The sequence below is a fragment of the Corynebacterium otitidis ATCC 51513 genome (assembly GCF_000296405.1).
In the GTDB taxonomy this organism is placed as follows: domain Bacteria; phylum Actinomycetota; class Actinomycetes; order Mycobacteriales; family Mycobacteriaceae; genus Corynebacterium; species Corynebacterium otitidis.
The window spans coordinates 457,801-484,532 of record NZ_JH815193.1 but is presented as its reverse complement, the minus strand read 5'-3'; the positions used below and the strand labels follow the sequence as shown (position 1 = coordinate 484,532).

General features: G+C 71.0%; 20 protein-coding genes and 1 pseudogene. 19 read left to right on the top strand and 2 right to left on the bottom strand.

What is annotated here, in order from left to right:
* Positions 1–403: 403 nt before the first annotated feature.
* Positions 404–1,822 carry an LLM class flavin-dependent oxidoreductase gene (locus HMPREF9719_RS04970; protein WP_004600884.1) on the top strand — a complete coding sequence of 473 codons (1,419 nt, stop codon included), beginning with the start codon at positions 404–406 and terminating at the stop codon, positions 1,820–1,822.
* Positions 1,823–1,851: 29 nt separating this feature from the next.
* Here the strand turns inward: HMPREF9719_RS04970 and HMPREF9719_RS04965 are convergent, their stop codons facing one another.
* Entirely contained in the window at positions 1,852–2,769 is a 918-nt protein-coding gene (locus HMPREF9719_RS04965; protein WP_004600883.1) for a patatin-like phospholipase family protein, read from the bottom strand.
* A 256-nt stretch (positions 2,770–3,025) separates the two neighbouring features.
* On the opposite strand from HMPREF9719_RS04965, the gene HMPREF9719_RS04960 reads away from it, so the two are divergent.
* The 11 genes from HMPREF9719_RS04960 to HMPREF9719_RS04910 all read left to right on the top strand — a co-directional run bounded on the left by HMPREF9719_RS04960 (position 3,026) and on the right by HMPREF9719_RS04910 (position 17,429).
* Positions 3,026–3,664 carry an ECF transporter S component gene (locus HMPREF9719_RS04960; RefSeq protein ID WP_004600882.1) on the top strand — a complete coding sequence of 213 codons (639 nt, stop codon included), beginning with the start codon at positions 3,026–3,028 and terminating at the stop codon, positions 3,662–3,664.
* Positions 3,661–5,016 carry an ABC transporter ATP-binding protein gene (locus HMPREF9719_RS04955; protein ID WP_004600881.1) on the top strand — a complete coding sequence of 452 codons (1,356 nt, stop codon included), beginning with the start codon at positions 3,661–3,663 and terminating at the stop codon, positions 5,014–5,016. Before HMPREF9719_RS04960 ends, HMPREF9719_RS04955 begins: the two co-directional genes overlap by 4 nt.
* The gene (locus HMPREF9719_RS04950; RefSeq protein ID WP_004600880.1) at positions 5,000–5,809 is read left to right on the top strand and encodes an energy-coupling factor transporter transmembrane component T family protein; all 810 of its coding nucleotides are present in this window, start codon (positions 5,000–5,002) and stop codon (positions 5,807–5,809) included. Before HMPREF9719_RS04955 ends, HMPREF9719_RS04950 begins: the two co-directional genes overlap by 17 nt.
* A 163-nt stretch (positions 5,810–5,972) precedes the next feature.
* Entirely contained in the window at positions 5,973–6,956 is a 984-nt protein-coding gene (locus HMPREF9719_RS04945) for an ABC transporter permease (RefSeq protein WP_004600879.1), read from the top strand.
* A 3-nt stretch (positions 6,957–6,959) separates the two neighbouring features.
* Positions 6,960–7,979: an ABC transporter permease gene (locus tag HMPREF9719_RS04940; RefSeq protein ID WP_004600878.1), complete on the top strand. Its 1,020-nt coding sequence runs from the start codon at positions 6,960–6,962 to the stop codon at positions 7,977–7,979.
* Complete coding sequence (locus HMPREF9719_RS04935) at positions 7,976–9,946, top strand: dipeptide ABC transporter ATP-binding protein (RefSeq protein ID WP_004600877.1); 1,971 nt, start codon at positions 7,976–7,978, stop codon at positions 9,944–9,946. The genes HMPREF9719_RS04940 and HMPREF9719_RS04935 overlap by 4 nt, the downstream gene beginning before the upstream one ends.
* A gap of 106 nt (positions 9,947–10,052) precedes the next feature.
* A complete protein-coding gene (locus HMPREF9719_RS04930) occupies positions 10,053–11,753 on the top strand; it encodes an ABC transporter family substrate-binding protein (RefSeq protein ID WP_004600876.1) in 1,701 nt (566 codons plus the stop codon).
* Between the two features lie 237 nt (positions 11,754–11,990).
* Positions 11,991–13,601: a peptide ABC transporter substrate-binding protein gene (locus tag HMPREF9719_RS04925; protein WP_004600875.1), complete on the top strand. Its 1,611-nt coding sequence runs from the start codon at positions 11,991–11,993 to the stop codon at positions 13,599–13,601.
* Between the two features lie 160 nt (positions 13,602–13,761).
* Positions 13,762–14,688 carry an ABC transporter permease gene (locus tag HMPREF9719_RS04920; RefSeq protein WP_004600874.1) on the top strand — a complete coding sequence of 309 codons (927 nt, stop codon included), beginning with the start codon at positions 13,762–13,764 and terminating at the stop codon, positions 14,686–14,688.
* On the top strand, positions 14,681–15,730 hold the full coding sequence (locus tag HMPREF9719_RS04915; RefSeq protein ID WP_004600873.1) for an ABC transporter permease: 1,050 nt from the start codon (positions 14,681–14,683) through the stop codon (positions 15,728–15,730). Before HMPREF9719_RS04920 ends, HMPREF9719_RS04915 begins: the two co-directional genes overlap by 8 nt.
* A 22-nt stretch (positions 15,731–15,752) precedes the next feature.
* The gene (locus tag HMPREF9719_RS04910; protein WP_038082775.1) at positions 15,753–17,429 is read left to right on the top strand and encodes an ABC transporter ATP-binding protein; all 1,677 of its coding nucleotides are present in this window, start codon (positions 15,753–15,755) and stop codon (positions 17,427–17,429) included.
* 10 nt (positions 17,430–17,439) lie between these two features.
* On the opposite strand, the pseudogene HMPREF9719_RS09410 reads toward HMPREF9719_RS04910, so the two are convergent.
* Positions 17,440–18,788, bottom strand: a pseudogene (locus HMPREF9719_RS09410) (MFS transporter).
* A gap of 253 nt (positions 18,789–19,041) precedes the next feature.
* Here HMPREF9719_RS09410 and typA point away from each other — a divergent pair.
* From typA to HMPREF9719_RS04870, 7 genes are all read left to right on the top strand, one after another.
* Positions 19,042–20,958: a translational GTPase TypA gene (gene typA / locus HMPREF9719_RS04900; RefSeq protein WP_004600870.1), complete on the top strand. Its 1,917-nt coding sequence runs from the start codon at positions 19,042–19,044 to the stop codon at positions 20,956–20,958.
* A gap of 192 nt (positions 20,959–21,150) precedes the next feature.
* Entirely contained in the window at positions 21,151–22,743 is a 1,593-nt protein-coding gene (locus HMPREF9719_RS04895) for an ABC transporter family substrate-binding protein (protein ID WP_004600869.1), read from the top strand.
* A 3-nt stretch (positions 22,744–22,746) separates the two neighbouring features.
* Positions 22,747–23,715, top strand: a complete 969-nt coding sequence (gene mshB / locus HMPREF9719_RS04890) for an N-acetyl-1-D-myo-inositol-2-amino-2-deoxy-alpha-D-glucopyranoside deacetylase (protein ID WP_004600868.1) — start codon at positions 22,747–22,749, stop codon at positions 23,713–23,715.
* Positions 23,716–23,786: 71 nt separating this feature from the next.
* Entirely contained in the window at positions 23,787–24,236 is a 450-nt protein-coding gene (locus HMPREF9719_RS04885) for a hypothetical protein (protein ID WP_004600867.1), read from the top strand.
* Positions 24,237–24,365: 129 nt separating this feature from the next.
* Entirely contained in the window at positions 24,366–24,689 is a 324-nt protein-coding gene (gene fdxA / locus HMPREF9719_RS04880) for a ferredoxin (RefSeq protein ID WP_004600866.1), read from the top strand.
* A 4-nt stretch (positions 24,690–24,693) separates the two neighbouring features.
* Complete coding sequence (dapC, locus tag HMPREF9719_RS04875; protein WP_004600865.1) at positions 24,694–25,833, top strand: succinyldiaminopimelate transaminase; 1,140 nt, start codon at positions 24,694–24,696, stop codon at positions 25,831–25,833.
* A 135-nt stretch (positions 25,834–25,968) separates the two neighbouring features.
* Complete coding sequence (locus HMPREF9719_RS04870; RefSeq protein WP_004601850.1) at positions 25,969–26,601, top strand: GtrA family protein; 633 nt, start codon at positions 25,969–25,971, stop codon at positions 26,599–26,601.
* Positions 26,602–26,732: the final 131 nt, after the last annotated feature.

Below are 26,732 nucleotides of genomic sequence, written 5' to 3'. Positions count from 1 at the left end.
CCGGCGCGGGCGCGGTGGCGCTCGGCAAGCGCCGCTCCCGCGGCTAAGCCCCGCGAGGCGTCGCGCTCCCCACGGCGGGGAGCGCCGCCCCGCGAACCGATCACGCGGCCCCGTTCGTTCCCTCCTCGGCGAGGGAGCGGGCGGGGCCGTAGGCGTTGCGGCGAGGCGCGAGCCCCGCGCGTCGGCGGGGGAGGGCGGCCGGGGGATCGCCCATTCGTCGCGCGGCGCGCAATATCACCGGCGCGAAGCGCTCCCGCGGGGTGAAAACCGTTGACCGGGTAGCGGGCGGGCCGGTAGCTCTGCGGGCACGCCGCCTAAAGGCGGCGCGCCCCGGCGGGCGGGTTGTTCCCGAGGCGCCGGGGCGGAGAAGCGATCCCGAACAGACCCTTGTGAGGAGGCCCACGTGGCAACCCAACCGCCCACCACCCCAGACGGAGAGCGACAGGTGTTCTTCAACGCCTTCGACATGAACTGCGTGGGCCACCAGTCGCCGGGCCTGTGGCGCCACCCGGAAGACCGCTCCCGCGAGTACCGCAGCCTCGACTACTGGGTCGGGCTCGCCCGCACCCTCGAGGAGGGGCTCTTCGAGTCGCTGTTCATCGCCGACGTGTTGGGGCCCTACGACGTGTACGAGGGCTCCCCGCGCGCGGCGCTGCGCTCCGGGGCGCAGGTGCCGGTCAACGACCCGATCCTGCTCGTGCCCGCGATGGCCGCCGCGACGAAGAACCTGGGCTTCGGGGTGACGGCGGGCACCGCCTACGAGCACCCGTACCCGTTCTCGCGCCGGCTCGCGACCCTCGACCACCTGAGCGACGGGCGGGTCGGCTGGAACGCCGTCACCGGCTACCTGCCGTCTGCGGCGCGCAACCTCGGCGAGGCGGACCAGCGCGAGCACGACGAGCGCTACGACCACGCCGACGAGTACCTGGATGTCATCTACCAGCTGCTTGGCGGCTCGTGGGAGGACGACGCCGTCGCCGACGACCCGACAACCGGGGTGTTCACCCACCCCGACAAGGTCCACGACATCGGGCACCGGGGTCGGTTCTTCACGGTGCCGGGCGCGGCGATCGTCGAGCCCTCCCCGCAGCGGGTGCCGCTCATCTTCCAAGCCGGCGCCTCGCCTCGCGGGCAGCGCTTCGCCGGGCGTCACGCGGAGGCCTCGTTCATCAACTCGCCCACCGATGCGTTGGCGAAGAAGGCCACGGCGAACCTGCGGGCGGCGGCCGTCGCCGCCGGCCGGGAGCCCTACGACATCAGGGTCTTCACCCTCATCACGGTCGTCACCGGGAAGACCGACGCCGAGGCTAAAGAGAAGCTCGAGGAGCTCGCCTCGTACGTCGACATCGAGGGCGCGCTGGCTCTGCTCTCGGGCTGGCTGGGGGTGGATCTCGCCCGCTTCGATCCCGACGAGCCCTTAGGCGACGTGGAATCCAACGCGATCCGCTCGACGGTCGCGAACTTCCAGGCACTCGCCGGCGACGATAAAGAGTGGACGGTGCGCCGCATCGCGAAGTGGGCGGGCATCGGCGGGGTGGGCCGCGTGCTCGTCGGCTCCGGGGAGACCGTCGCTCGCGAGCTCGCGCGGATTCAGGACGAAACCGACGTCGACGGCTTCAACCTCGCCTACCACATCACGCCCGGCACCTTCGAGGACCTGGTCGAGCACGTCGTGCCCGCCCTGCAGGATCTCGGGCGCTACAAGACCGAGTACCGCCCCGGCACCCTGCGAAACAAGCTCTTCGGGGAGGGCGACCGGCTTAGCCCCCGCCACTACGGGGCGCGGTTTGCCCCCAGCGCCCGGCCCGCGGCGGCTGGGTGATCGGGTTGAGCGCGGCCGCCCGAGCGGGGCTAGCGCGGCCGGGTGAGGAACTCGCGCCACAGCGGCCACTCGCGCGTGGCCTGCTCTTCGCCGTCGCGGTACGACTGGCGGATGCGCTGCGGGTTGCGTTCCGTCGAGGACACGAGCCTGCCGGTGGGCTGCACGACGTAGGCGGCGCCTGCCTCCTCTAGGGCCTGGATCTCGCGCATCGTCTCGTTGTAGCGCGGCGGGCGCTTGAGCGTGAGGTCGTAGATCATCGGCTCGTTGCGCAGCACCGTGCGCAGCGCGCGGGTGGGCTTCTGCTCCGGGCGCACGAAGCCGCGCCGGTGGGAGGCGATGACGAAGAACTTCTCGAACCCGTCGCGCTGCGCGATGTCCAGCGGCACCCCGCCCGAGGCCGACAGCGCCCCGTCGATATAGCGCACCCCGTCGATGACGGTCGGGTGCATGAGAAGCGGCAGGCTCGACGAGGCGCGCACCCGGTCGAGCAGGTCGGAGAGCGAATCGATATCGCGCCACCCGAAGTTCACCGTCTCCCCGGTGTCGAGCCGCACCGACGGGATCCGCAACGCCGCCGGGTGCGAGGCGATCCGCGAGAAGTCGAGCGGCGCGTCGTAGGCCGCGAGCGGCGCCTCCGAGTACATGAAGTCCGCGTTGAAGTAGCCCTTGCGCTGCACGAGCGGAACCAGGCCCGCGAAGTTCTTATCGGCGGCGACCTCGACGAACTGGGTGTACGCGTTGCCCGGCTGGGAGGTCAGGTACGCTACCGCGAGGCTCGCGCCGGCGGACACCCCGCCGACCCAGCCGAAGCGCACGCCCTTGGTGACGAGCTTCTCGACGACGGCCGCGAGGTAGGACAGGCGCATCCCGCCGCCCTCGATGATCAGGGCGGTGTCGGATGCGTCGATGCGGAAGTTTCGTTCGACGTCTCGCCCGGTATCATTCACGGCCCCCACCGTAGCCCCGGGCCCGGCCGCGCGCCGGGCGGCGAGGACCGCGGGCTCGGGCGCCGCGGGCCCCGGGCCTTGGCCTCGAGGGCGCCGGGCGCCGGGTCGTTCGGCATAGGATAGGATGTCATTTCATTGGCACACGGGTGCCGCGCGCGGGCGCGGCTGAGACGCCACCGAAGAAAAGGCGAACCGGGGGAACCTGATCCGGCTAGTACCGGCGCGAGGGACGTGTAGAAGGAGGCGGCAGCCGACCGTGACTACAGACAACACCGGCAAGGACGACACCAGCCGTTGGGAGGCGCCCGGGGCCGGCGGATCGAGGCTGAGCTGGCGGGTCGTCGACATCGTCGTCGCCGCCGTCCTCGGCGTCGCCGGCGGGCTGATCTTCTGGGTGTGGAACTTCATCGGCGGGTTTGGCTACGAGGTCTTCGACGCCGTCACCCCGGGGCTCGGGGGACTGGCGATCGGGATCTGGCTCATCGCCGGCGTCGTCGGCGGGCTTATCATCCGCAAGCCCGGGGCGGCGCTCCTCGTCGAGCTCATCGCGTCGATCGTCTCCGCGGTGCTGGGCAACCAGTGGGGCGCGACCGTCATCCTCTCCGGCGCGGCGCAGGGACTCGGCGCGGAGCTCGTCTTCCTCGCCTTCGCCTACCGCTCCTTCAAGCTGCCGGTCGGCGTGCTCGCCGGGGTGGGCGCCGCGGTCGGCGCCTTCCTCCTCGAGCTCGTCACCTCCGCGAACTACGCGCGCAGCCTCGAGTTCAACATCATCTATCTCGCCTGCGTCGTCGTCTCCGGGGCGATCATCGCCGGGGCGCTCGGCTGGGCGGTGGTCCGCGGGCTGGCGAAGACCGGGGCGCTCGACCGCTTCGCCGCCGGCCGCGAGGCCCGGTGACCGCCCCCGCGCCGGCGCTGCGGCTCAAGGACTTCGGCTGGAAGCACGCCTCGCGCGCCGAGCCCGCCTTCGACCACGTCGACTTAGAGCTCGCCCGGGGCGAGCGGCTGCTCATCGTCGGGGACTCCGGCTCCGGCAAGTCGACGCTGCTCGCCGCGATCGCGGGGGTGGCGGGCGACGCGAGCGAGGGCTCCCAGGCCGGCTCCCGCGAGGTCGACGGGATCGTCGGCCTCGTGCTCCAGGACCCCGAGTCCCAGGTCGTCGCCACGCGGGTCGGCGACGACATCGCCTTCGGCTGCGAGAACCTCGCCGTGCCGAGAGACGAGATCTGGCGCCGCGTCGAGGAGGCCAAGGAGCTCGTGGGCCTCAGCGTGCCGCTCGACTGGCCGACGGCGAGGCTCTCCGGCGGGCAGAAGCAGCGCCTCGCGCTCGCCGGGGTGCTCGCCATGGGCGCCGACGTGCTGCTCTTGGACGAGCCGACGGCGAACCTCGACCCCGAGGGCGCGGCCCTCGTGCGCGAGGCCGTCGCCCGCGTCGCCCGCGAGACGGGCGCGAGCCTCATCGTCGTCGAGCACGACGCGCGCTCCTGGCTGCCCCACGTCGACCGCGTCGCGAGGCTGAGCGGCGGCTCCGGCGGGCTCGTAGAGATCGCCGGCTCCGACCTCCCGGAGCGCGCCGCGGGCTTCGCCGCCGAGCCGGGCCGCGCCGCCGCCGAGCCCGACGTCGAGGCCGCAGGCGTGGTCGTCAACGGGCTTCCCGCGCGGACGCTGTCGCTGCCGCGGGCGGCCTCCACGGTGATCACCGGGCCCAACGGGGCGGGCAAGACGAGCGTGCTCTCCGCGCTCGGCGGGCTCGTGCGCCCCGAGAGCGGCGCGGTCGCGGTCGCCGAGCGGGTGCGCCGCGGCGCACGCGGCGCGCCCCACGAGTGGTCCTCCAAGGACATCGCCACGCGTATCGGCACCGTCTTCCAGGAGCCCGAGCACCAGTTCGTCGCCCGCACCGTCGCAGACGAGCTCGAGGTCGGCCCGCGGGTCATGGGGCTCGACGCCGGGGAGCGCATCGAGGAGCTCATGGCGAGGCTTAGGCTCGGGCACCTCGCCGGGGCGAACCCGTTCACGCTCTCCGGCGGGGAGAAGCGCCGCCTGTCCGTGGCGACCGCGCTCGCCGCGGCCCCCGAGGTCGTGCTCTTAGACGAGCCGACCTTCGGGCAGGACGACCACACGTTCGCGGAACTAGCACGGCTCATCAGGGAGCTCACCGACGACGGCGTGACGGTCTGCTCGATCACCCACGACCGCGCGTTCCGCGCGGCGCTCGGCGACAAGGAGGTGCGCCTTGAGCCAGGCAGCTAGCGCTACGGCCCCAGCCCCGGCGGCGCGCCGCGGCAGGGGACTGTTCGCCGGGCTCAACCCCGCGAGCCGCGTCATCGGGCTCCTCGTGCTCACCGTGCCGCTGCTCGTTAGCGTCGACTGGGTTTCGGCGAGCGTGGCTCTCGCGGCGATCCTCATCGCCTCGCCGGCCTGCGGGGTCGGCTGGCTCGAGCTCGCGCGGCGCAGCTGGCCGATCCTCGCCATGGCCCTGCTCGGCGGGGTGTCGATGATGCTCTACGCCCGCCCCGAGGGCGAGGTCTACTTTGAGCTCGGGCTAGCGAAGGTCACCGACAACTCGATCGAGCTCTCCGTCGCGATCGTGCTGCGCGTGCTCGCCGTGGCGCTGCCGGTCATGGTGCTCATCCGCGACATCGACCCCACGGACCTCGGCGACGCGCTCGCGCAGGTGCTGAAGCTTCCGCACCGCTTCGTCATCAGCGTCGTGGCAGGCACCCGGATGGTCGTGCTCTTCCGCGACGACTGGGCGGCGATGGAGCGCGCCCGCCGGGCCCGCGGCCTCGGCGACCGGGGCCGCATCAGGCGCGCGGCGGGGCAGTGCTTCGCGCTGCTCGTGCTCGCGCTTAGGCGCGGCGGGCGGCTCTCCACCGCGATGGAGGCCCGCGGCTTCGGCCGGGCGGGACAGCCCCGCACGTGGGCCAGGCGCTCGGTGATGACGTGGCGCGACGCGCTCGCGATCCTCGCGTGCGCGGCGGTGCCCGCCGTGGCGATCGGGGTGGCCGTCGCGACCGGGGAGTTCCGCTTCCTCGGCGCCTGACGCCCCCCTCGCGGCTACCCCCCACCCCCGGGCTTGCCCGGGGGTTTTGCGCTGCTCGGGAGGGGTTCACAAGGTTTTTTCAACTCGTGCATGAAAAACGCCTCGCACCTCACAACGTCGTCGTACTGTGATCTGGACGATTTACGGACGGAGGCGGTAGCGCTTGTTGAAATACGTTGTTAAAAAGGCGGCGACGTGGCTTCTCGTTGCCTTTCTCGCTACCAACATCGCCTATTTCCTCGCGGCGACGTTTCTCGAACCCAGGTCGAATTACCGGGAGCGCAACCCCGCGCCCACCGAGGAGGAGATCTACAGGCTGCTCGAGCCGCGCAACCTCCACCCGGACACGCCGCTCCTCGAGCGGTGGTGGACGTGGATCCAGGGCGTCCTGTTGCACTGGGACTGGGGGCTCTCCCCGGTGGGCGACTCGGTCAACGACCAGGTCGGCTTCCGCATCGGGGTCTCCGCGCAGCTGCTGTTCCTCTCGACGATCCTCTCCGTGATCATCGGCGTCGGCCTCGGCGTCTACACGGCGGCCAGGCAGTACAAGTTCGCCGACCGGTTCTTCCAGGGCCTGTCGATCGTGACGATCAACACCCACGTGGTGGTCATCTCGATCATCGTCGTCGCGCTCGGCATCTGGATCAACGAGCTCACCGGCACCCGCGTCTTCTACGTGGTGGGGTCCTCGTCCAATCCGGGCGGCGGATTCTTCGCCTGGCTCGTCGACGCGCTGCAGCACCTCATCCTGCCGACGATTTCTTTGGTGATCATCAGCTACGCGGGATACCACATGATGCAGCGCACCCTCCTGCTCGACAACCTCGGCGCCGACTACGTGCGCACCGCGCGGGCGAAAGGGCTCACCCGCCCCCAGGCGATCCGCCGCCACGCGCTGCGCACCTCGCTGATCCCCGTCGCGACCTCGGTGGCGTTCTCCGTGCCCGGAATCTTCACCGGCGCGGTCATGACGGAGGTGATCTTCGCCTGGAACGGCATGGGGCAGTACACGATCCAGACCATCCAGCGCAACGACGTCCACGGCGCCGTCGCCGTCGCCGCCTTCGGCTCGGCGATGGTCGCGGTCTCCGCGATTCTCGCGGACATCGTCGTCGTCGCCCTCGACCCGCGAGTGAGAGTGAGCTAGACCATGAGCGACAACACCGACACCCGCGGCGCGCGGCCCGCCGTGCCCGGCCCCGGCCAGGCGCCTGCCGCCGGCCTGCGCGAGGACCCCGGCTCGGTCGTCACCGGCACCCAGCCGAGCGCCACCGACACCACCGGCGTGGCCGAGGACCTGCCGGGCGCCGGGCGCGGCACGAGCAAGACCCGGCTCTACGTGCGGCGCTTCATGCGCAACCGGATGGCCGTCGTGGGGCTCGCGGTCTTCGCCCTCCTCGCGCTCGTCGCCATCTTCGGCGGGTTCCTCACCCCCTGGGCCTACGACGAGGCCGACTTCCTCAACCTCTCGAGCCCGCCGAGCGCCGAGCACTGGTTCGGCACCACCGACGTCGGCCACGACCTCTACGCCCAGGTCGTCCACGGGCTCGGCCGCTCGCTGATTATCGGCGTGCTCGCCTCGCTGGGCACCTCGGTGATCTCCGCGGTGCTCGGCGCCGGCGCGGCGCTCTACGGCGGCCTGCCGGAGAAGATCGTCATCGGCGCGATCCACTTCCTCCTCGCCATCCCGACGTTTTTGCTCATCGCGCTCGTCGTCGGCGACGCGCAGGGCGACTGGAAGCTGCTCATCGTCGTGCTCGTGCTCTTCGGGTGGATGTTCCCCGCCCGCGTCATCTGGTCGATGTCGCTGAGCATTAAGCAGAACGACTACGTGCGCGCAGCAAGGTTCATGGGTGTCTCTAGGCCGCGGACCGTCGTGCGCCACCTCGTGCCGAACATCGGCTCTCTGCTCATCATCCAGTTCGCCCTCGGCGTCGTCGGGGTCATCATGTCCGAGACCGCACTGTCCTTCCTCGGCCTCGGCGTGAAGCTCCCCGACGTGTCGCTGGGCACCCTGCTCGCCGCCGGCGCGAACGCCACCCAGGCCGCGCCCTGGCAGTTCTACTTCCCGGCCGGCATCCTCACCCTGCTCACCGTGTCGATGGCGTTCATCGCCGACGGCCTGCGCGACGCCCTCGACCCCAACTCTCGTTCCGGAGGACAAGCATGACCATCGACACGAGGAACCGGGCCCAGCACGCCGGCGCCGCGCGCCCCGGCCGGCCCGAGCCGCTGCTCCAGGTCCGCGACCTGCGCGCCTCCTTCCCCTCCGAGGCGGGCATCGTCAACGCGGTGCGCGGCGTCGACTTCGACCTCTACCCGGGCCGCAGCCTTGGCATCGTCGGCGAGTCCGGCTCGGGGAAGTCCGTCACCTCGCTCGCGATCATGGGGCTTCTGCCCGACTACGCGAGCGTCGAGGGCTCGGTGACCTACGACGGGCGCGAGATCCTGGGCCTGAGCGACAAGGAGCTCTCCAAGCTGCGGGGCAGCGACATCGCCATGGTCTTCCAGGACCCGCTCTCCGCGCTCACCCCGGTCTTCGACGTCGGCACCCAGATCGTCGAGGCGCTGCGCGCGCACCAGCGGATCTCGAAGTCGCAGGCGTGGAACCGCGCCGCCGAGCTCCTCGACTTGGTCGGCATCCCCGAGCCGAAGCTGCGGCTGCGCGACTTCCCCCACCAGTTCTCCGGCGGCATGCGCCAGCGCGTCGTCATCGCCATGGCGATCGCCAACGATCCCAGGGTGATCATCGCCGACGAGCCGACCACCGCGCTGGACGTCACCATCCAGGCGCAGATCCTCGACGTGCTCAAGGTCGCGCAGCAGGAGACCGGCGCGGCGACGATCATGATCACCCACGACATGGGCGTGGTCGCCGGCACCGCCGACGACGTCATGGTCATGTACGCCGGCCGCCCGGTCGAGCACGCGCCCGTCGACGAGCTCTTCGCCGACCCGAAGATGCCGTACACGGTGGGGCTGCTCAACTCGACGCCGAGGGTCGACGAGAAGCGCGGCGACGCTCTCGTCGCGATCCCCGGCACTCCGCCCACGCTCGTCGACCTGCCGGCCGGCTGCCCGTTCGCGGCGCGCTGCCCCATGGTGAAGCCCGAGTGCAGGGAGGCCGAGCCGGAGCTCGCGGACGTCGGCGCCGGGCGGGCGGGCACGGCTCACCGCGCGGCGTGCCTGCGCTCCGAGAAGCTCGTGCGCGGCACGTACCTCGGCGAGGACGTCTACCCCCTCCCGGAGCTCACCGAGGACCAGTACGCCGGCGTGCCGCGCGAGGAGCGGCCAGCCACGCTCGAGGTGGAGAACCTCTCGCGCTCGTTCCCCATCACCAAGGGCGCGCTCGTCAAGCGCCGCGTCGGCACCGTCGAGGCGGTGAAGGACGTGAGCTTCGACGTGCGGGCGGGGGAGTGCTTCGCGATCGTCGGGGAGTCCGGCTCGGGCAAGAGCACCACCCTGCTCGAGATCATGGGTCTCGAGCCGCAGGAGGGCTCGAGGATCGTGCTCAACGGCGAGGACGCCGGGGAGATGACCGCCCGGCAGCGCCGCGCGGCGCGCCGCGGGATCCAGATCGTCTTCCAGGACCCGATGAGCTCTCTTAACCCCCGCATGACCGTCCGGGAGATCCTCGCCGAGCCGCTCAACTCGCTCGGCTACGACGGGGATGTCGACGCCCGCGTCGCGGAGCTCATGCGGCTCGTCGGGCTCGTGCCCGACCAGATCGACCGCTTTCCGGGTGCGTTCTCCGGCGGGCAGCGCCAGCGCATCGGGCTTGCCCGGGCGCTGGCGACCAGCCCCTCGGTCATCGTGCTCGACGAGCCGGTCTCGGCGCTGGACGTCTCCATCCAGGCGGGCATGATCAACCTGCTTGTCGAGCTCAAGCGCTCGCTGGGCATCAGCCTCGTCTTCGTCGCCCACGATCTCTCCGTCGTGCGCCACATCGCCGACCGGGTCGCGGTCATGTACCGCGGCGAGTTCGTCGAGTCCGGCGACGTCGAGTCGGTCTTCGATAACCCGGTGCACCCCTACACCAAGGCGCTGCTCTCGGCGATCCCCATCCCCGACCCGGAGAAGGAGCGCGCCCGCCGGCGCCTCGACTACCACCCAGACGAGCCCGAGGCGGGGCGGTAGGCGCCGCTGAAATAGCGCGCCCGTACAGCCCTGTCCCCTCGGGCCGGCACAACTTCATAGCGCAGGTTGGTCACTCATACCTGGACTAGAAAAGGAACCACGACCGATGAGAAATGCATACCGTCCCGCCCTCGCGGTGACCGCCGCCGCGGCCCTGTTCCTCGCGGCCTGCGGCGACGGCGGCGAGGGCAGCCCCGGGGCCGACGGCGGCTCCGGCGAGACCCTCGAGATCAGCCCCGAGGGCGACCAGAACGTCACCGACTACGAGGACGTCGCCGACGGCGGCGAGCTCACCCTCGCCATCGCCGAGGCCGCCGAGCAGCAGAACGTCTTCCACGCCGACATGACCGCCTACTCCAGGGACGTCTGGAACTGGTACAACCCCCAGCTGCTCCTGGCCGAGGGCGACGGCACGACGTACCCCAACCCCGAGTACATCACCAACATCGACGACGAGCTCGTCGACGGCAAGACCGTGGTGACCTACGACCTCAACGAGGATGCCGAGTTCAACGACGGCACCCCGATCGATATCGAGGCCTTCCAGGCCACGTGGCGCGCCAACAACGGAGAGGACGAGGCCTACACGGTCAACAGCACCGAGGGCTGGAGCGAGGTCGAGTCCGTCGAGGCCGGCGACAGCGACAAGCAGGTCGTCGTCACCTTCAAGCGCGCCTACCCGTGGTGGGCCGCGCTCTACGGCAGCGTCCTCCACCCCGAGGCCGCGGAGCCGGAGAACTTCTCCGAGGCCTACGTCCGGCAGCTGCGCCCCGAGTGGGGCGCCGGGCCCTTCAAGGTCGACTCGGCCGACTTCAACTCCGGAACCTTCACCTTCGTGCGCAACGAGAAGTGGTGGGGCCGCGAGGCGCGCCTCGAGAAGGTGACGCTGCGCCAGCTCGAGGACCAGGCGAGCATCAACGCCTTCCGCGCCGGCGAGATCGACGCCACCGGTGTCGCCACCAAGGACCGCCTCGCGCAGGCCCGCGAGATGGGCGACGAGATCGAGCTGCGCACCTCCACCCGCGCGTTCGTCGCGCTCATCACCCTGAACTCCGAGGCACCGGGCCTGGACGACGTGCGCGTGCGCGAGGCCGTCGCCCGCGCCATCGACCGCTCCCAGCTCGCCGAGATCCGCTACAACGGCCTCGAGTACGAGGAGGAGCTGCCCGGCTCGCTCATCTGGTACCCGTTCCAGGACGAGTACAAGGACAACTACACCGAGGCCGGCGGCTTCGACGCAGAGAAGTCCAAGAAGATCCTCGACGAGGCCGGCTGGGAGGAAGGCTCCGACGGCGTCCGAGAGAAGGACGGCGAGAAGCTCTCCCTGCGCTACGTGTCCATCTGCGACGATCCCAACACCAAGGCCACTGCCCAGGCGGTCCAGCAGCTCCTGCGCGACGTCGGCGTCGACGTGAAGATCGAGGAGCGCCCGGCCGCGGACTTCTCGAAGGTCGCCAACGAGCGCGACTTCGACATCTTCCCCATGGGCTTTAGCGCCTCCGACCCGTTCGGGGTGGCCTACATCGGGCAGATCTACCGCTCGGACTCGCAGCTCAACCGCTCCGGCGTCAACTCCGAGGAGATCGACGCGGCGATCGCCGAGCTCGTCGAGCTGCCCACCGCCGAGGAGCAGACCGAGGCCGGCCACGAGATCGAGAAGGAGGCCCTCGAGCAGTACGGCCTCATCCCGTTCGCCAACGGGCCGATCATCACGGCGCTCAAGCCGGGTCTCGCGAACTTCGGCCCCAGCTCCTTCGCCGTCCTGCCTAGGGAGACGATCGGCTGGGAGAAGGACGCGGCCAACTAACCCGCGCGCCTCTCTCGGGGCCTAACGCCGGCAGGCCGGCTGTCGGCCCCCTCCTTACCCCCTGGGTTAACCCCGGGCGGCCCCGCGCCGCCCGGGGCCTTTTGTGTGCGCCCGCTGCGAGATCGGGCCCATTGGAGCAACTTAATATGCGTTAAAACATCTGAATTTTTGTCTATGAGCCACCGCACAGTAGTGTCTAGGTACCTTCGTGGAGACAACCGGATAGGAGACAACTCGATGGTGGATCACAGCGCGCCGCGCACCGCGCGGCGAGCCACGCGCGCGGGCGTCGCGGCGCTCGCCGCGGCGTCCCTGGCGCTCACTGCCTGCTCCGGCGGGGAGGACGGCGGCGCCAACGCCGACGGCGGGGTCGTCTCCGCCAACGGCACCGAGCCGCAGAACCCGCTCATCCCCGCGAACACCAACGAGGTGGGCGGCGGGCGCATCGTCGAGATGATCTTCGCCGGGCTCGTCTACTACGACGCCGAGGGCGAGACCCAGCTCGAGGTCGCCGAGTCCATCGAGACCGAGGACCAGAAGAACTACACGATCACCCTCAAGGAGGGCGAGACCTTCGCCGACGGCACCCCGGTGACGGCGAACAGCTTCGTCGACGCGTGGAACTACGCCGTCGAGAACGCCCTGGTCGGCGCCTACAACTTCGAGTCGATCGCCGGCTACGAGGAGGGCGGCGACGAAATGGAGGGCCTCAAGGTCGTCGACGACCGCACCTTCACCGTCGAGCTCGAGGAGCCGGAGGTCGACTTCCAGGACCGGCTCGGCCAGACGGCGTTCTACCCGCTGCCCGAGTCCGCCTTCGAGGACATCGAGGCCTTCGGCGAGAAGCCCGTGGGCAACGGGCCCTACCAGCTCGTCGAGTGGACCCACAACCAGGGCGCGAGCCTCGAGCCGAACCCCGAGTACGACGGCGACCGCGAGGCGAAGAACGACGGCGTCGAGTACGTCTTCTACGCGCAGGTCGATGCCGCCTACAACGACCTGCTCGCGGGCAACCTCGACGTCATCGACACGATCCCCGAGTCCTCCCAGGCCGCGTTCGAGGACGACCTCGAGGGCCGCTCGGTCAACCAGCCGGCCGCGATCTTCCAGTCGCTGACCATCCCGCACTACCTCGAGCACTTCGACGGCGAGGAGGGCAAGCTGCGCCGCCAGGCCATCTCCCTGGCCATCGACCGCGACGACATCACCGAGACGATCTTCGGCGGCACCCGCAGCCCCGCCCGGGAGTTCACCTCCCCGGTCATCCCGGGCTTCGAGGAGAACCTGCCCGGCTCCGAGGTCCTCGAGTTCGACCCCGAGCGCGCCCGCGAGCTGTGGGAGGAGGCCGACGAGATCTCCACGTTCGACGGGGAGCTCACTATCGGCTACAACGCCGACGGCGACCACCAGGCCTGGGTCGACGCCGTGGCCAACCAGCTGCGCAACAACCTCGACATCGACGCCCACGGCGATCCCTACCCGGACTTCAAGTCCTTCCAGGACGACCTCGACTCCGACTCCATGACCGGCGCGTTCCGCACCGGCTGGCAGGGCGACTACCCGCTCTCGAGCAACTTCCTCGAGCCGCTCTACACCGCCACCGGCTCGTCGAACTACTCCAAGTACGACAACGAGGAGTTCGACAAGCTCATCGGCGAGGCGAAGCGCGCCGAGACGCCCGAGGAGGGCGAGGAGATCTTCAACCGCGCCCAGGAGATCCTGCTTAAGGACCTGCCGGTCATCCCGCTGTGGTATTCGAACACCACCGGCGGCTGGGCCGACACCGTCGAGGACGTCCAGTTCGGCTGGAACAGCGTCCCGCGCCTCTTCGACGTGGTCAAGCGCTAGAACTCCCCACCCACCGCCGCCCCGGGCCCGCCGCCAGGCGTAAAAGCCCCGGGGCCGACACCCGCCGCGCCGTGGGCCCGCCACGCCGCCGCCGACGCCCATCTTTCGGGCGCCGACGCGGCGGCGGACGGGCCCGCGCCGCGTAGAAAGACGCCACGCGATGCTGAGATACGTAGGCCGGCGGCTGCTGCAGATGATCCCCGTGTTTCTCGGGGCGACGCTTCTGCTCTATGCGCTGGTGTTCCTCATGCCCGGCGACCCGGTGGCCGCACTGGGCGGCGATCGGGGCCTCTCCGAGCAGGCCAGGGCCCGCATCACCGAGGAGTTCAACCTCGACAAGCCCTTCATCGTCCAGTACCTGCTCTACTTAAAGGGCATCCTCACGCTCGACTTCGGGACGACGTTCTCGGGCCAGCCGGTGGGCGAGGCGATGGCCCAGGCCTTCCCCGTGACCATCAAGCTCGGGCTCATGGCGCTCGTCTTCGAGGCGATCTTCGGCATCGCCTTCGGCTTCATCGCCGGGCTGCGCCGCGGCGGGATCTTCGACTCCACGGTGCTCGTGCTCTCCCTGGTGGTCATCGCCGTGCCCTCCTTCGTCATCGGCTTCGTCCTGCAGTTCCTCATCGGCGTGCGCTGGGGGCTCCTGCCGGTCACCGTGGGCAGCAACGAGGACTTCATCTCCCTGCTCATGCCGGCGATCGTGCTCGGGGCCCTGTCGTTCGCCTACGTGCTGCGGCTTACCCGCCAGTCCGTCGCCGAGAACCTCGAGGCCGACTACGTGCGCACCGCCAAGGCCAAGGGCCTAGGCCCCGGCCGGCTGATGTCTCGGCACGTGCTGCGCAACTCGCTCATCCCCGTCGTCACGTTCTTAGGCGCCGACTTAGGCGCGCTCATGGGCGGCGCCATCGTCACCGAGGGCATCTTCGGCATCAACGGGGTGGGCGGCGCGATCTACCAGGCGATCATTAAGGGCGAGCCCACCACCGTCGTGTCGTTCACCACGGTGCTCGTCGTCGTCTACATCGCCGCCAACCTGCTCGTCGACCTGCTCTACGCCGTGCTAGATCCGAGGATCCGCTATGTCTGATCGCACCACCCCGGACAACAACGCCGCCGAGGCCGCGCGCCCCAGGGGCCGGGGCCAGTTCTTCGCCGGCCGCGAGGCCGAGTCCGCCGCCGAGGCCGCCGGCGCGCCGCTGCCCGGCCAGGCCCACGCCGTCGCCGAGCACGACGAGGCGGGGCTCGGCGCCGTCGACGCCGTGCCCGAGGGCTCCGCGCCGCGCTCCCAGTGGGGGATCGCGTGGCGCAGGCTGCGCCGCCGGCCGATGTTCTGGGCCGCCGCGGCCCTGATCTTGGGCGCGCTCGCGCTCGCGGCGTTCCCGCAGCTCTTCGCGACCCAGGACCCCACAGTCTGCGACCTGGGGCGCAGCCTCGGCGACGCGGAGCCCGGCCACCCCTTCGGCTTCGATCGGCAGGGCTGCGATATCTACTCCCGCGTCGTCTACGGCGCGAGGGCCTCCGTGCTCGTCGGCGTGCTCACCACCGCCGCGGTGCTCGTGCTCGGGGTGACGCTCGGCGCGATCGCCGGCTACCTCGGCGGCATCTGGGACACGCTGCTCTCCAGGCTCACGGACATCTTCTTCGCCGTGCCGCTCGTGCTCGCCGCGATCGTGGTCATGCAGATGTTCCGCGAGAGCCGCACGATCTTCACCGTCGTGCTCGTGCTCGCGCTCTTCGGCTGGCCGCAGATCGCCCGCATCACCAGGGGCGCGGTGCTGGGCGTGAAGAACGACGAGTTCGTCACCGCCGCGGTCGCGCTCGGCGCGTCGAAGCCCCGCGTGCTCACCAGCCACGTGCTGCCCAACATCCTGCCCCCGGTCGTCGTCTACGCGACCGTCGCGTTCGGCAACTTCATCGTCACCGAGGCGACCCTGTCGTTCCTCGGCATCGGGCTGCCCAGCACCGTCGTGTCCTGGGGCGGGGACATCTCCCAGGCTCAGGCCTCGCTGCGCAACGACCCCATGGTGCTGTTCTACCCGGCGCTCGCGCTGGCGCTCACGGTGCTCAGCTCCATCATGATGGCCGACGTCGTGCGCGACGCGCTCGACCCGAAGTCGAAGAAGAACTAGGAAGGCTGGCGTGGCGATACCCATGTCCCACAACTCCGAGCGCTCCGCCGAGCCGCTGCTCGAGCTGCGCGACCTGTCGATCTCGTTCCGCTCCTCGACCGGACTCGTCGAGGCGGTGCGCGGCGTGGACCTCACCGTCTACCCCGGCCAGTCCGTCGCGATCGTCGGGGAGTCCGGCTCGGGCAAGTCGACGACCGCGATGTCGATCCTCGGCCTGTTGCCTAAGAACGGCGAGGTCACCGGCGGGAGCATCCTCTTCAACGGCGAGGACATCGCGGGCTACAGCGAGAAGCAGCTCCGTGAGCTGCGCGGCACGCAGATCGGGCTCGTGCCGCAGGACCCGATGAGCAACCTGAACCCCGTGTGGCGCATCGGCACGCAGATCAAGGAGGCGCTCACCGCCAACGGGCTCGCCCGCGGCAAGGAGGCCGACGAGCGCGTCGTCGAGCTGCTCGAGGAGGCGGGCCTGCCGGACGCGAAGCGCCGCGCGCGGCAGTACCCGCACGAGTTCTCCGGCGGGATGCGCCAGCGCGCGCTCATCGCCCAGGGGCTCGCCGGGCGGCCGAAGCTGCTCATCGCCGACGAGCCGACCTCCGCGCTGGACGTCACGGTGCAGAAGACGATCCTCGACCACATCGGGGAGCTCGCCGGCAAGCTCGGGGTGGCGGTGCTTTTTATCACCCACGACCTCGGGCTCGCCGCGGAGCGCGCCTCCCACCTCGTGGTCATGCGGCGCGGCCGGGTCGTCGAGTCCGGCCCCTCGAGGGAGATCCTCGCCGCCCCGCGCCACCCCTATACCCGCCGCCTCGTCGACGCGGCCCCGAGCCTCGAGGCGGCCGGCGTCCGCGCACAGGCCCGCGCCGCCGCGGGCGAGGGCGAGGAGGAGCCGTCGGCCCCGGCCCCGGCCCCGGTCATCGAGGTCGAGAACCTCGTCAAGGAGTTCGACGTGCGCGGCAAGCGCGGCAAGAAGGAGAAGCTGCGCGCCGTCGACGACGTGTCGTTTTCCGTCGAGCGGGGCACGACCACCGCGCTGGTGGGGGAGTCGGGCTCGGGCAAGACGACCGTCGCGAACCTCATCTTGAGGCTCATCGAGCCGACCTCGGGCACGGTGCGGCTCGGCGGGCACGACGTCTCCTCGCTCGACCGCAAGGGGCTCTCCGAGATGCGCCGCAGGGTGCAGGTCGTCTTCCAGAACCCCTACGGCTCGCTGGACCCGACCTACCCGATCGCCCGCACCATCGAGGAGCCCCTCGAGCTGCACCGGGTGGGCACGAAGAAGGAGCGCCGAGCGCGCGTCGCCGAGCTGCTCGACCTCGTGGCGCTGCCGGCGTCGACGGCGCGGCGCTACCCCAACGAGCTCTCCGGCGGGCAGCGCCAGCGCATCGCGATTGCCCGCGCGCTGGCCTTAAACCCGGAGGTCATCGTCCTCGACGAGGCGGTCTCAGCGCTGGACGTCGTCGTCCAGGACCAGGTCATGGGCCTGCTTCAGGGGCTGCAGCGCGACCTGGGCCTAAGCTACCTGTTCATCACGCACGACCTCGCCGTCGTCGCGGAGATCGCCGACGACGTCGTCGTCATGCGCTCCGGGAAGGTCGTCGAGCAGGGCGCCACCGAGCGGGTGTTCTCCAGCCCTGAGGCCGACTACACCCGCGCGCTGCTCGACGCGGTGCCGGGCGCGGGGCTCGTCGGCAGCGCCTAGAAAACAACCGCTAGCGGGAGCGCCCCGGCGGGGCGAGCGGCACGAGCGCCGCGAGCCCCGCGGCGAGCACGAGCGCGATCGCGAGGATCCCGTAGCGGTCGTCGCCGCCGATCCCGGTGAACAGCGCGAACGCGCCCGGCGCGAGGAAGGACACCGCCCGCCCTGAGGTCGCGTACAGCCCGATGAACTGGCCCTCCCGCCCCTTCGGGGTGACGCGCACGAGAAACGTCCGGGAGGCCGACTGGGCCGGGCCGACGAGCAGGCACAGCGCAAGCCCGAGGGCTCAGAACCCGGCGGCCCCTCGATGAAGAACAGCGCGAGACCGTCGAGGACCATGAGCGCGAGCGAGGCGCAGATCACCGGCTTCGGCCCGAAGCGGTCGTCGAGGACGCCCGCGGCGAACGCCCCGGCCGCGGCGGCGACGTTCCCGGCGATACCGAAGAGGATGATCTCCGAGGGCGAGAGCCCGTACACGGTCGCGGCGAGCACCGCCCCGAAGCCGAACACGCCGGCCAGCCCGTCGCGGTAGACGGCCGCGGCGATGAAGAACAGCGCGGTGCGCCGGTCCCCGCGCCACAGGGCCTTGATCTCCCGGAAGAGCGCCGCGTAGGAGGCGCGCACCCCGAGCCGCCGCTGAGGTTCGTTCGGCGCGAGGCGGCGTTCGCGGCGGCGCGCGGCGACGAGCAGCGGCAGCGCGAAGAGAAGGAACCACGCCGCGGCGAGCAGGCAGAAGGCCCGCACGTTGAGCCCGCCCTCGGCGGGCAGGTTGAGGATGCCGTGGCGGCCGGGTTCCGCGGCGGGCGCGAGGAACCCGACGAACGCGATGCCGAGCACGACGATCCCGCCGACGTAGCCCATGCCCCAGCCGAGCCCCGAGACCCGCCCGACCGTCTGCGGCGTGGCGATCCCGGGGAGCATGGAGAAGTACCCGATCTCGGCGAACTCGAAGGCGATGGAGCCGGCCGCGAGCAGGACGAGGCCGAGCCAGAAGTAGGCGGTGTCGTCGCCCACCAGCGCCATCGCGGCCATGCACGCGACGGTGAGCGCAGTCCACACGGCCACCTGGCGCGACCTGCGGCCGGGCTGGTCGGCGCGCTGGCCCATGACGGGCGCGGTGAGCGCGATGATGAGGCCGCTGATCGCCACGGAGATCGACAGCCACGTCGCCGCCGACGGCGAGGAGAGCTCGCTACCTACGGTGTCGGTGAGGTAGACGGAGAAGACGAACGTGACGATCGCCGCGTTGAACGCCGCGGAGCCCCAGTCGTAGAAGGCCCACGCGGCGACGAGCCCGCGGCCGGCGCGCGGCGCCCGGGGCGGGGGCGAGTCGGTCCCGGGGGAGGGGGCGGTGGTGCTCACCCGGCTGACGGTAGCCGAGAGCGGCGCGCCCCGCGCGCCGGTCGCGAGTCGTTTACCGGCCGGCCGCCGAGCGGCCGCCGCCGGTGCGCCGCGCGCTCGCCGCGGGGTCCCGGCCGGGGTGCGTGAGCTGGGGCGGGGGAGTAGGATACAGGCGGCTTAAACCCGGGGCGGGTGGAATTCATCCCTGGCGCCCGCGGCCCGGGGGCGAATAAAACGAAGCGATCCCGATCGTGATGCGAGGAGTACCCCAGTAGTGTCTCAGCCTGAGTTCCGTAACGTAGCCATCGTCGCGCACGTCGACCACGGCAAGACGACCCTGGTCAACGCGATGCTCGAGCAGTCCGGTGTGTTCGGCGACCACGGCGAGGTCTCGGACCGGGTGATGGACTCCGGCGACCTGGAGAAGGAAAAGGGCATCACCATCCTCGCCAAGAACACGGCGATCAGGCGCAAGGGGCTCGGCCGCGACGGCAACGACCTCATCATCAACGTCATCGACACTCCGGGCCACGCCGACTTCGGCGGCGAGGTCGAGCGCGGCCTGTCCATGGTCGACGGCGTGGTGCTGCTCGTCGATGCCTCCGAGGGGCCGCTGCCGCAGACCCGCTTCGTGCTCGGCAAGGCGCTCGAAGCGAAGCTGCCGGTCATCATCCTCGTCAACAAGACCGACCGGCCCGACGCCCGCATCGACGAGGTCGTCGAGGAGTCCCAGGACCTGCTCTTGGAGCTCGCCTCGGGGCTCGAGGACCCGGAGGCGATGGAGGCCGCCGAGCAGCTCCTCGAGCTGCCGGTGCTCTACGCGTCCGGGCGCGAGGGCAAGGCCTCGACGACGAACCCGGGCAACGGCAACGTGCCGGACACCGACGACCTGCAGGACCTCTTCGACGTCATCTACCACGTCCTGCCGGAGCCGACCGCGGACCTGGATGGCGACCTGCAGGCGCACATCACCAACCTCGACTCCTCGTCCTTCCTCGGCCGCATCGGCCTGGTGCGCGTGCACGCCGGCTCCTTGAAGAAGGGTCAGCAGGTCGCGTGGGTGAGCCACGACGAGGACGGCAACGAGAAGATCAAGACCGTGAAGATCGCGGAGCTTTTGCGCACCGAGGGCTTCGAGCGCGTCCCGACCGACGAGGTCATCGCCGGCGATATCGGCGCGATCTCCGGCATCCCGGATCTCATGATCGGCGACACGCTTACCGACCCGGACAACCCCCGGCCCCTGCCGCAGATCACCGTCGACGAGCCGGCGATCTCCATGACGATCGGCGTGAACACCTCGCCCATGGCGGGCCGCGGCGGCGGCGACAAGCTCACCGCCCGCGTGATCAAGGCGCGCCTCGACCAGGAGCTCATCGGCAACGTGTCGATGCGGGTGCTGCCCACCGACCAGCCGGACGCGTGGGAGGTGCAGGGCCGCGGCGAGATGGCGCTCTCCGTGCTCGTGGAGACCATGCGCCGCGAGGGCTTCGAGCTCACCGTCGGCAAGCCCGACGTCGTCACCAAGGTCATCGACGGCAAGGTCCACGAGCCCTACGAGATCATGGTCATCGACACCCCCGCCGAGCACCAGGGTGCGGTCACCCAGCTCATGGCGCAGCGCAAGGGCCAGATGCAGACGATGGACGCCACGCCCGGCTCCGACTGGATCCGCATGGAGTTCCGCGTCCCGGCCCGCGGGCTCATCGGCTTCCGCACCACCTTCCTCACCGAGACCCGCGGCGCGGGGATCGCGAACTCCTACTCCGACGGGATGGACGTCTGGGCCGGCGAGATCAAGGACCGCCCGTCCGGCTCGCTGGTCGCGGACCGCTCCGGCCAGGTCACCCAGTACGCGCTCCAGCAGCTCGCGGACCGCGGCTCCTTCTTCGTCGAGCCCGGCGTGGAGGCCTACGAGGGCATGGTCGTCGGCGCGAACAACCGCGAAGAGGACATGGACATCAACATCACCAAGGAGAAGAAGCTCACCAACATGCGCTCCGCGACCGCGGAGTCCACGGTGACGCTCGCCAAGGCGCACACCCTCTCCCTGGACGAGGCGATGGAGTTCTGCGGGCAGGACGAGTGCGTCGAGGTCACCCCCGAGACGCTCCGGGTGCGTAAGGTCATCCTCGACGCCAAGGAGCGCGGCCGCGCCGCCGCGAAGAAGAAGCAGCAGAACAAGAAGTAGCCCCGAGCCCCGACATCTAAGGACCGCCCCATCTCGTCACCCATCCGCCCCGCCCGCCTCGCGGCCGCCGGCTCCCTCGCCGCGGTCGCGGGGCTGGCCGCCGCGTGCGTCGCGAACCCGGGGCCCCCGCCCGTCGTCGAGACCGAGGAGACGGTCACCGAGACCGTCAGCGAGGAGACCTCCACCCCGGAGATGACGACCACCGAGGACGAGGGGCGCTCCCGCATCGACATCGGCGTCGACCCGCTGCGCACCGGGCTCAACCCGTACTTGGTCGGCGACACGTCGAGCTTCCTCGACGACTTAAGCAAGCTCGTCTTCCCCCGCACGTTCGTCGGCGGGGAGCTCAACGACGAGCTGCTCGACTGGGCGGGCCCCGTCGAGCCCTCCGAGGGCGCGGCGCAGACGCTCGTCTACGACATCAACGACTCGGCCCAGTGGTCCGACGGTACCCCGATCACGGGCGCGGACTTCGTGTTTTTGTGGCGCACCTTGAGCGCCACGAACGGGGTGCGCTCGGCCGCGGGCTACCAGCAGATCACCGACGTGCGCGTGAGCGAGGGCGGCCGGCGCGTCGAGGTGGACCTCGCGAGCAAGGTCGCCGAGTGGCGGCGCCTCTTCAGCCCGCTGCTGCCCTCCCACGTCGTGTCGTCGGGCTCGTTCTCCACGGCGATGGACGAGGAGATCCCCGCATCGGCGGGGAAGTTCCTTGTCGCGCATGCCGACCCCAAGCGCGGCGCGATCGAGCTCAACCGCAACGACCGCTATTGGGGCGACGAGCCCGCCAAGACGGAGATCATCGGCTTCCAGGAGGTCGGCGACGGTGTCGACGGGCTCGACCAGGTGCGCAACACGCAGCTCTCCTTCGTCAACATCGCCCCCGGCCAGACCACCGAGGACGCCTACCGGCTCGTCGACGGCGCGCAGACCCGCACCATCACCACCGGGCGGATGCTCACGCTGTCGGCGTCGACGGCCTCGCCGGTGGTGGGGGACGCGGCGGCGCGCCGCGAGCTGCGCGAGCTCATCGACGTCCCCGAGGTCGCGAAGCTCGCGACCGGGCGCACCGAGGACCTGGCGCTGCCCGCGGGCGCCAACCGCACCAGCGAGCGGGCGGCCGGCTCGGACCCGGAGGCCTTAAGGGGCGCGGCGAGCGTCGAGCGGCCCCTGACCATCGCGGCGGACCCCCGCCACCCGGAGGCCGCCCGCGCGGCCCGCGCGATCGTCGACCTCGCGGCGGCGAAGGGCATCCCGGCCGCGGTGTCCTCGGTCGACTTCACCGAGGCCGTCGAGGACCTCCTGCCCGCCGGCGAGGTCGACGCGGTCCTCTCCTGGGGAGTGGCGAGCCCCACCGCGCTGGACGTCGCCTCGGCCTACTCGTGCCCCACCCCGGAACAGCGCCGCCTCGAGGCGAAGAGCCGCGACGAGGAGACCGGCGAGGGCGACGAGGGCGACGACGAGGAGGCCGCCGCCGCGGACGGCTGGGGCAGCAACCTCACCGGCTACTGCGACGAGGACACCCAGCAGCGGCTCATGGCCGCGCTCGCCGGCGACATGGGAGACGAGGAGCTCGCCGCCTTCGTCGCGGGCCTCGAGGACGAGGAGGCGCTCTACACACCGATCGTCGGCGAGCAGCGCCTCGAAGTCGCCAGGGACGAGCTCCACGGCCCGGCCGAGGATTTAAAGGACTGGCCCGACGGGGTGGGCACCGCCGGCGAGTGGGAGCTCGACGAGGAGTTTCTCAACAACCGCGCGATCCTGCGCAAGGAACAGGAGCCCGACTAGACGATGAGCGCAAGCGACGATTCCGCCACCCCGGCCCCGGCCAGCCCCGACGCTCGGCTCGAGGGCTTAAAGGTCGTGGCCGTGCACGCCCACCCCGACGACGAGGCGCTCGCCGGGGGCGGGCTGCTCGCGCATCTTGCGCGCCGCGGCGCCGAGGTCACCGTCGTCACGTGCACCCTCGGCGAGCAGGGCGAGGTCATCGGCGAGCCGTACCAGAACCTGGTGGCCGACCGTGCCGACCAGCTCGGGGGCTTCCGCATCGCCGAGCTCATGGCCTCCCACGAGGCGCTCGGGGTGAAGGGCCGCTTCCTCGGCGCGCCGGGGAAGTACCGCGACTCGGGCATGGCCGGCGACCCCGCCTCGAGGGACCCGCGGGCCTTCGGCAACCGCTACGACGAGGCCGCCGAGGACCTCAAGCAGCTCTTTGAGGAGCTCGAGCCCGACGTCGTCGTCACCTACGACGAGCGCGGCGGCTACGGGCACCCCGACCACGTGCAGATCCACCGCCTCGTCATGGCGGAGGTCGCCGAGCGCCCGGTGCGCCGTGTCCTGTGGACCGTGCGCGACCGCAAGAGCTTGGATGCGGGCTCCGCGGCGATCCGCACGCTGCCCGAGGGCTGGCGCCGCCCCGAGGACGGGGAGCTCGACGCCGTCGACAAGCCCGACCTCCACGTCGCGCTCGACCGGCAGGACGTCTCCCGCAAGATCGAGGCGCTCGGCTGCCACCCCACGCAGGTGTGGGTCGCCGACGGGCGGGTCTCCCGCACGAACCCCACGCCGGCGCGCGCCGCGATCAACGGCGACGCGGCGGTGGGCTGCTACGCGCTCTCCAACCTCATCGCCCAGCCGATCACCGCCGCCGAGCACGTCATCCTCGGCGCCGGCGAGCCGCTGCCCGAGGACGCCCGAGACGCGGACGGCTTCGGCGACCCGGCGGCGGGCCTGGTGCCCGGCGGGGCCGGGCTCCCCTAGCCCGCGGGGCGCGGCGGCTCCCAAAAAAGCGACAAGCGGCGAACACGACAAACGACGGAGGCGAGGCGGCGGTGGCGAGCAACCCTTCTTCCACCCCGGACCCGGGGGAGCCGAACGGCGCGGCCGACGACGCGCCGCGCCCGGTCGTGCGCCGCGACGTCTCCCGCGGGGAGAAGGCCGTCGGCCTGGGCTTCCTTAGCCTCGGGGCGGCGGTGTCCTGCGCGCTCGAGGTGATCTACCTGGGCCTGCGCGTCGAGGCCGCCGGCGCGGCCATCGCCATGCCCATCACGGTTGTCCTGGCATTTTCATTTAACCTCGTGCTCACGCGCACGGCGCTGCTCTGGGACCGGCGGCCGGGGCTTGCCGGGCTGCCTCTTTTCGTCTGGCTCGCGGTCTACGTGGGATTCCTGCTTATCCCCCTGGCGACCGGGGACGTCTGGCTGCTCGACTCCATCCGTTCGGTCGCGCTGCTCGCCGCGGGCGCCGCCGGCGGCGGTTGGCCACTGATTGCGCGCAAGTGACATACTTGAGAGTCCGTACGGCACGGCCGGGCACACGGCCTTTATTCACGTAAAAAGGGCCCGGTCGCGCCGCTGGGAACCCTATTTTTGAATCTCGAAGTTTTCCGTGATGGGAGTATCTGAAGCCAGATGACCTACACCATCGCCCAGCCCTGCGTCGACGTCAAGGACCGCTCCTGCGTCGAGGAGTGCCCGGTCGACTGCATCTACGAGGGCAAGCGGTCGCTCTACATCCACCCCGACGAGTGCGTCGACTGCGGCGCCTGCGAGCCGGCCTGCCCGGTCGAGGCGATCTTCTACGAGGACGACGTGCCCGACGAGTGGCTCGAGTACAACGACGCGAACGCCGCGTTCTTCGACGACCTCGGCTCCCCGGGCGGGGCTCAGGGGACCGGGCCGCAGGACTTCGACCCGCCGTTCGTCGCCGAGCTGCCGCCGCAGAACCAGGACTAGGACGATGACCCACCACCGCTCGCGCTTGAGCGCCGCCCTGCCCGACTTCCCGTGGGACTCGATCGCCGAGGACCGCGAGCGCGCGAAGTCCCACCCGGACGGCCTCGTGGACCTCTCGGTGGGCTCGCCGGTCGACCCGGTGGCGCCGAGCATTCAGCTCGCGCTCTCCGAGGCCGCCGCCGAGCCCGGCTACCCCACGACCGCCGGCACCCCGGAGCTCATCGACGCGATCGTCGAGTCGCTCTCGCGCCGCTACGGCGTCGAGGGCTTGAGCACCTCGGCGGTGCTGCCGGTGGTGGGCACCAAGGAGGCCATCGCCTGGCTGCCGACGCTTCTGGGCCTCGGCCGCGGGGAGCTCGCGGAAGCCACCGTCATCATCCCGCCGCTGGCGTATCCCACCTACGAGGTGGGCGCCCGGCTCGCGGGCGTCGACGTCGTGCGCAGCGAGAACCCCGCCCGCGACGAGCGGGACCTTTCGGGCGCGGGGCTCATCTACCTCAACTCGCCCTCGAACCCGACCGGCAAGGTCTTGGAGCCCGAGGTGCTCAAGGAGATCGTCTCGTGGGCGCGAGAGAACGACGTCGTCGTCGCCTCCGACGAGTGCTACCTCGGGCTCAACTGGGACCAGTCGCGCCCCGCGCGCTCCATCCTCGACCCGGCGGTCTCCGGCGGCAGCGTCGAGGGGCTCATCGCCATCCACTCGCTGTCGAAGACCTCGAACCTCGCGGGCTACCGGGCGGGCTTCTTCGCCGGCGACGAGGAGCTCATCGCCGAGCTTCGGCTGCTGCGCAAGCACGCGGGCCTCATCGTGCCCGGCCCCATCCAGGCCGCCATGGTCGCAGCTCTAAACGACGACGACCAGGAGCACCTCCAGAAGCTGCGCTACGCCAACCGCCGCGCCGACCTCGCCCGCGCGCTTGGCGAGGCGGGGCTGGCGATCGCCGACTCCACCGGCGGGCTCTACCTGTGGGCCACCCGCGGGGAGAGCGGCCGCGACACCGTCTCCTGGCTCGCCGACCTGGGGATCATCGCCGCGCCCGGCGACTTCTACGGCCCCGACGGCGAGCGCTTCGTGCGCTTCTCCCTGACCGCCACCGACGAGGCCATCTCCGAGGCCTACCGGCGCCTCTCCGCCGCGAAGTAGCGGCGAGGGATTTCCCCGCGCGCGCCGCCCGGGACTAAAATTGCCCCGGTCGCGCGGCGGCCGCCCCGCTCCGTTTTGCGGAGGCGCCGCCCCGGCCGACAGCGCAGTCGAGGAGCTTTAAGGGGCGCATCCGGTTTGGTTGAGGGGCAGGCGGCGAGCCGCATCGTGGACACCTCCCGGCAGTTCGTGAAGTTCGGCATCGTCGGCGGCTCCGGGACGATCGTCAACCTCGTCGTCGTCGCGGCCGCCCGCACGCTCGCCGGCGCGATCGGCGGGGTCTCCGAGCACGACGTGTTCTTCAACCTCTTTGGCACCGAGTACAACGTGCGCTGGTACCACGTCTTCGTCGTCCTCGGCTTCCTCGTGGCGAACCTCTCGAACTACCAGATCAACCGGTGCTGGACGTTCCGCGGGCGGGTGGCGCGCAGCTGGCTGCGCGGCTTCATCCCCTTCCTCCTCACAGGCGTCGGCGCCCTCGTCGTGAGCCAGGTGGTCGTCACGCTTCTCATGAACCCCACCTCGCCCATCGCGCTGCCGGCCGACGTGTTCGACGACTCGTCGTTCATCCGCACGAAGCTCTACTGGGCGACGATGATCGGCATCCTCGTCTCCACGCCGGTGAACTTCCTCATCAACAAGCTCTGGGCGTTCCGCGGCCCGCGCTTCCAGCGCGTCTCCCCGAAGGAGCGCGAGACCCCCGGCTTCGGGGTGATGGGCACCGGCGAGCCCGCCGAGCCCGTCCCCGCGGAGCCCGCCCGCCGCGGCTAGCACGACCCGCGCCGCGGCCGGGGTACCGGAAACCCGCCTCCCCGCGGCGGGGAGGGGAGTCCCTCCCGGCACCGATTCGACGAGACGCGCAAAGGGCCCCGGCCCGCCCAAGCGGCGGGCCGGGGCCCTGG